Source organism: Amycolatopsis taiwanensis DSM 45107, from assembly GCF_000519205.1.
Lineage (GTDB): Bacteria > Actinomycetota > Actinomycetes > Mycobacteriales > Pseudonocardiaceae > Amycolatopsis_E > Amycolatopsis_E taiwanensis.
Genome location: NZ_JAFB01000070.1, coordinates 1 through 5,987 on the forward strand (window position 1 = coordinate 1; position 5,987 = coordinate 5,987).

At 67.3% G+C, this 5,987-nt stretch carries 5 protein-coding genes and 2 pseudogenes; 3 read left to right on the forward strand and 4 right to left on the reverse strand.

Features of this window, described 5'->3' with window-relative positions; genetic code table 11:
* Positions 1–265 precede the first annotated feature (265 nt).
* Both A3CU_RS55290 and A3CU_RS0134640 read left to right on the forward strand, forming a co-directional pair.
* Entirely contained in the window at positions 266–397 is a 132-nt protein-coding gene (locus A3CU_RS55290) for a hypothetical protein (protein ID WP_281174181.1), read from the forward strand.
* 32 nt (positions 398–429) lie between these two features.
* Positions 430–597: pseudogene (locus A3CU_RS0134640) on the forward strand (response regulator transcription factor); the annotation flags it as partial.
* A 3-nt stretch (positions 598–600) separates the two neighbouring features.
* On the opposite strand, the gene A3CU_RS0134645 reads toward A3CU_RS0134640, so the two are convergent.
* From A3CU_RS0134645 to A3CU_RS48255, 4 genes are all read right to left on the reverse strand, one after another.
* Complete coding sequence (locus tag A3CU_RS0134645; protein WP_027946088.1) at positions 601–873, reverse strand: hypothetical protein; 273 nt, start codon at positions 871–873, stop codon at positions 601–603.
* A 248-nt stretch (positions 874–1,121) separates the two neighbouring features.
* Complete coding sequence (locus tag A3CU_RS0134650) at positions 1,122–2,216, reverse strand: type IV pilus twitching motility protein PilT (RefSeq protein ID WP_027946089.1); 1,095 nt, start codon at positions 2,214–2,216, stop codon at positions 1,122–1,124.
* Between the two features lie 278 nt (positions 2,217–2,494).
* The gene (locus A3CU_RS48250) at positions 2,495–4,648 is read right to left on the reverse strand and encodes a putative bifunctional diguanylate cyclase/phosphodiesterase (protein ID WP_052372692.1); all 2,154 of its coding nucleotides are present in this window, start codon (positions 4,646–4,648) and stop codon (positions 2,495–2,497) included.
* The gene (locus A3CU_RS48255) at positions 4,624–5,385 is read right to left on the reverse strand and encodes a GAF and ANTAR domain-containing protein (protein WP_052372694.1); all 762 of its coding nucleotides are present in this window, start codon (positions 5,383–5,385) and stop codon (positions 4,624–4,626) included. Before A3CU_RS48255 ends, A3CU_RS48250 begins: the two co-directional genes overlap by 25 nt.
* A gap of 423 nt (positions 5,386–5,808) precedes the next feature.
* Between A3CU_RS48255 and A3CU_RS48260 the strand changes: the two are divergent.
* Positions 5,809–5,987 (forward strand): annotated as a pseudogene (locus tag A3CU_RS48260) (IS1380 family transposase); the annotation flags it as partial.

The following is a 5,987-nucleotide window of genomic DNA, read 5'->3' on the forward strand; positions in this document are numbered from 1 at the left end:
AACCGGGAACTTGGGTGCCTGAGCCGGGAACTCGGGTGCTGGAACCGGGAACTTGGGTGCCTGAGCCGGGAACTCGGGTGCTGGAACCGGGAACTCGAGGGCCTGAGCCGGGGACTCGGGACCCCGTGCTCCCGGTGCGACGGAGGCCGGAACTCGGGTACGCCCACCTGGCGGAGATCAGCCGGACCGTGCACGGCAACCTGCTCGTGTCGCTGGCTCTCTACGACGTCGGCCCCTACCGGCGCTCTACGACCTCGCCGACCCCGTGCTGGCGCAGCCGATCTGGTACGCCGGGCTGATCGTGGCCTACAGCGTCGCCGTCGAGTCCCCGCGCTGGCTCCAGGTGACCCTGCTGGTGGCCGGCGTCGGCGGCACGGTGATCTTCACAGAGGCATGACGTACTCGGTGGTCGGCGAGACGCTGAAAATGCTCTCGCGGGGCTTGACGAACGCGGAGATCGCGGAGGCCATGTTCGTGAGCGAGCACACGGTGAAGACACACGTGAGCAACGTGCTGAGCAAGCTGGGTCTGCGGGACCGGATCCAGGCCGTGATCGCCGCGTACGAGACGGGCCTGGCAGTACTCGGAGAAAACTGATGACTAGCCGAGTGCGTCGGCGAGTTCCGTGGCCAACCTGTGCACCGTTTCTATGACGCGATCGGTGTCGGTCCTTTCCGCCAGTGCGTTGCACAACGCTTGCATTTTCACGATGAGCCAGAGGTAGGTGACTTCGAAGGGCCTGCTGACCAGCGAGGCCTGTGCATCGAGCCCGGCGATGACGGTACCGAGCCCGGCCCGGATCTCGCCCTCGTCGCGCGTCGCGGCCAGCTCCCGAAGCGTGGCCTGGAGATCGTCGACAGGATTCGCGAACACGGTGCAACCTTTCCGTTTAATCCGTCCGGTTCTTGTCGTGGTTGCCGAATCGGATAAATCCGAACAGGCGCCGAGTGAAGGGGAGTCTGCTCGTACCGGAGGTAATTTTCAACGTGCCGCGCGGCGGCGCCACCGGAAACCGTGCGGGAACCGGAAAACCACCAATTCGCGTGAGCTCGGCGCACAATGCGTTACCGAAGAAATACCGGAGCTCCCGCGATCAGGTGACCACCCGAGTCCTCGCGGGTTCAGCCGGGTACGCCGGCCCGAGGGCGCGGGCCCGCCTGGATCTCCTGTGGATGGAGGCTACGCGCGACCGCGGTCTCGTGGGACACGTCACCGTTGCGTACCAGTTCGGACAGTGACATCTCGAAGGTCATCATTCCCTCGTGTACACCGGAGATCACACATTCCCGGAGCTGCTCGGCGTTTCCCTCCTTGATCACCTTCCGGACCGCGGAATTGGCCACCAGCACCTCGTGCGCGGCCACGAGCCCGCCTGCGATGCGCGGGACCAGGCACTGGCTCACCACCCCGGTGAGCGCGGCCGACAACTGGACGCGCACCTGTGCCCGCTCCTCCACGGGAAACACATCGATGATGCGGGCGAGCGCCTCGGCGGTGTCCTTGCTGTGCAGCGCGGCGAAGACCAGGGTGCCGGTCTCGGCGATGGCGAGTGCGAGCCGGATGGACTCGAGGTCACGCAGTTCGCCGATGAGCAGCACGTCGGGCGACTCCCGGATCGCCGACCGCAGCGCGTCCGGAAAGGACGCCGTGTCGGAGGAGATCTCGCGCTGGTTGACCGCCGAGCGCTTGTGCTCGTGCATGTATTCGATCGGATCCTCGATGGTGATGACGTGGCAGGCTCGGTCGATGTTGATCTGGTTGATCACCGCGGCCAGGGTGGCCGACTTTCCCGACCCGGTCGGGCCGGTGACCAGGACCAGGCCCTGGCGGCCGCGCGCGAACTCCGCCACCGCCGGCGGCAGGCCGAGCTCGGTCATCGTGGGCACCGACCGGGGAATGAGCCGCAGGGCGATCGCGGTGGTGCCGCGCTGGCTGAACGCGTTGCCCCGGACCCGGGCGGTGCCGCGCCAGCCGAAGGTGAAATCGTATTCGTGGGCCGTCTTCCAGGATGCCGCCTGCTCGGGAAGCAGCACTTCGGAGACCACGGCTTCGGTCGCCGCGGCGGTGAGTGGACCTTGCCCCGGAATCGGGTGCAGATCACCGTGTACACGGATTTGTGGCGGCATGCCCGCGGTGAGCAACAGCTCGGTGCCATTTGCCCGCCAGAGCGCTTCCAGTAGTGAATCGATTCTGCTGCCGATCGGGGGACCGTGCACGACAACCTCCGATCATGGAATGCATTGTGCAGTCCAGGTCGAATTCGAACGGCGCGTCCGGGGACCGGGGACGTGGGGGAGGCGGCAGGCCGGCGCTGGCCCTGCTTCCTTTTACTGTCCTCCGCCGCAGCGGCCCGGCGCAACGTGATGACCGGTGTTGGGCAGGGAAACACCCGAAAGAGGCGTATTGGCTGTGTTATTCGAAACACGCCAGGTCATCGCCCATGACGGCGGCTTTACTCCGCACCCGTGGAATCGTTGTTCCGACGTTACCAGGGTTACCCGTCCGGCGTTTCGAAACCATCATCGTCACGTCGAAAAATATCCACCGACGAGCCGGGCCGGCCGAAATAATGTCCCTGCGCCTGATCGCAGCCGAGTTCGGACAGAACGTCACGTTGCCGTTTCGTTTCCACCCCTTCCGCGATGACGGTCAGGTCGACCGCGTGGGCCATCGCGACAATTCCGCTGACTATTCCGGAGGCCTGGCCGGACTCGCCGAGACCGGTGACGAAGGATTGGTCGATCTTCAGGATGTCCACCGGCAGGCGGAGGAGTTGTGACAGGGAGGCGTAGCCGGTGCCGAAGTCGTCGATCGCGATCCGGACCCCGAGCCCGCGCAGCGAGTCCAGTTTCTTCGCCGCCAGCAGGGGATCACGCATCAACGCGCTTTCCGTGACCTCCAGGCACAGTGCGGGTGCGGGCAGGCCGGCGCCCCGCAGCGCGTGTTCCACGGTGAGCAGCAGGTCCGGGTCGTCGAGTTGCCGTGCCGACAGGTTGACCGCCACGTCCATGTCGACCCCGTGCAGTTTCCGTTGCCGGGCCATTTCGCGCGTGACGGTAAGCAACGTTTGGATGCCGATGGAGGAGATCAGGTCGCTTTCCTCGGCCAGGGGGATGAACTCCACCGGAGACACCACCCCGAGGTTGGGCTGGTTCCACCGCAGCAGGGCCTCCACACTCACCGTCCGTCCGCCGGGCAGCGCGACCACCGGCTGGTAGGCCACCCACAGTTCGTTGCGCCGCACGGCTTCCCGCAGGTCCTGCTCCAGCCGCAGGCGGCGCTGCATGCGCTCCCGCAAAGCCACGTCGAAGAACTCGTACCGGCCGCGGCCGGTGGTCTTGGCGTGATACATGGCGACGTCGGCGTCGCGGATGAGGTCGTCGGCGCTGCGTGGGTCGCCTGGTGGGGCCAGGACGATGCCGATGCTGGCGTCGATGTGCAGCTCCCGGCCGTCCAGCGTGATCGGCTCGACCAGCGAGGACCGCAGGTGCGTCGCGAGCGCCCGGGCCGCCCGCGCGTCGGTCATGCCGCGGCTGACCACAACGAACTCGTCGCCGCCGAGCCGGCCGACCAGATCGCCGGCGCGCACCCCGCCGCGCAGCCGCCGCCCGACGACCTGGAGCACCTCGTCGCCGATGGCGTGACCGAGCGAGTCGTTGATGACCTTGAACTTGTCGAGGTCGATGAACAGCAGCGCGACGGGAAGGGTGCGGTCCGGCGACCGGAGCGCCTCAGTCACGCTGCTCGCCACCACGCTCCGGTTGGCCAGGCCCGTCAGCGCGTCGTGGGTCGCCTTGTAACGCAGGCGTTCGGCGATGCTGCGTCGCTCCGTGGTGTCGCTGAAGGACATCACCACGGCATGCGGCGGGTCCGCGTCCGGGAACAGGGGGCGGCAGTTCAGCGACAGCCAGGCATCGCTGCCGTCGGCCCGTCGCACGCGTAGCCGCCGACCGTTCTGGGGAATTCCGGTGCGCCTGGTCGCCGCCAGTGGATAGTCGTGATGCGCGATCCGCCGGCCGTACTCGTCGAACAGGTCGGTCAGCGGCGGGGCCGCCCCCACCACCTCGTCGGCCGGCAGCCGGAGGATGCGCAGCGCGGCCGGATTCGCCGACTCGATGACCCCGTCCGGCCTGGTCACCAGCACACCTTCCTCCAACGAGGCGATGACGGTGGCGAAGTATCGCTCGGCGCGCCGCTGAGCCGTTTCGTCCGTGCACACCAGCACGTAACCGCCGTCCATCTCGGCGACCGAGACGCGTACGGCCGCCCTGGAGCCGTCGGCCCGGCGGTGCATCGCCCGCGACACGCCGCCGCCGCGCAGCGCCTCCGTGATGTCCAGTGGCGCGCCGAGCAGTTCGGCGACCGGCCGGCCGAGTGCGTCCGCCGCGGGATGGCCGTAGACCGTTTCCGCGGCCGGGTTCCAGCTCGTCACCACGCACTCCTGATCGGTGGCGATGATCGCGTCACTGACGTGTGAGACGACGGCCGCCTGGTACCGCAGCGCCGCCTCGGCCGCCTTCTGTGCCGTGATGTCGCACAGAACCGCCTGGAGCGCGGCGAGTTGGACGAGCCGCCGGTACGTCTCCGCCAAGGGCGGATCGAGCCCGAGACCGGTCCTGCGGGTCAGCTCAACCAGCCGGACAAGCACGTCTGGGGTTTGTCCCCGGACGTCTGGCTCAGGACGGCCACCGTGGGCGAGCCGGTGACGACCGCGCCCGCGACTTCGTTGAGCCTTCTGCGGTTGCGCCGGGCGAAGGTACGCATCAGCTCGAACGCGTGGTCCAGTGAAGTTCCGCGCCGTTCGGCCAGGATGCCCTTCGCCTGCTCGATCGCCACGCGGCTGTTGAGCGCGGTCTGCAACTGCGCCGACAGCTTCACGGCCTTGTCCCGCGCCCGTTTCAACAGCAGGCACGTGGAGGCGACCTGCACGAGAGCGTTGCCCACGGCCAGTTCGTCCTCGGTGAGGATCTGCGGGCGCTGGCGGAACAGGCACAACGCCCCGATCGTCTCGTTCTGCTGCTGGAGCGGCATGGCGTGCAGCGCCCGGAAGCCGGCGTCGCGCGCCGCGCAGCCGAAGGTCTCCCAGCGCTGCTCGGTGGCCAGATCGGTCACGGTCAGCAACCGGTGGGTGTGGAAGCTTTCGACGGCCGGCCCGGTCCCGCCACGCAGCTGCATGATCTGCAGGAGATGCACGGAGTCCGTGGTGCCACCGGCGGTGGCCAGGTCTCCGCTGTCGTTGGCCAGCAACCAGCCGGCCGCGTCCACGTCGAGCAGGTTCACCGAGTGCCGGGCCAGGAGGTGGGCGTACCGGTCCGCGTCGAAATCCGGGTGATGCACGTCCGACAGCTCGATGAATGCGGCGGCCAGCCGCTGTTCCTGGCTCATCAGTGATCCTCCCGAAGGCATCGCGGGCCTTAGGCTTTTCCGGCAGTTACGGTGAAAGCTGTTCAAAGCGGAAGGTCGGTACCTGTGGTGACGGAGCACGGCCCCGCCTCCTGTCGTAGTTGACCGACTGTCGACTCCCACGCCACGGCCGGGCCACCCGAGCACATGTTTTGAACAGCACAGACTTTGTTTATCGTCCCCGCGCGGCCGGTGAAACAAGGGGAGGGCATGTTCACCTGATTTGGGTGAAGGATGATGTCACGCACACGGGCGGTCACCGACGCCGGTGGGCGACCAAAATTAGCCCAGGGCTTTCACGGTAATTCGATGTGTGGGTGTGTCGGATAGGGAGAAAGGTGCTCTGACCTGGGAGAATCCGGTTTGCTGAGGACCGATTTTTCCGAGATCTGGAGCACCTTTCTGGTGAGTGAGTCTACGGGGTTCTATCCCATGCCTGTTGTTGACGCGGCCGGAAACGGGGTGGTTTCTCACGCGGGTGCGGTGCTGCTGGCTGATACCGCGCGGGCGCTGGGGCTGGACCGGGAGCTCTCGGCGGCGTTGGGGCCGTGGCGGCGGCCGATGGCGGTGCACGATCCGGGGAA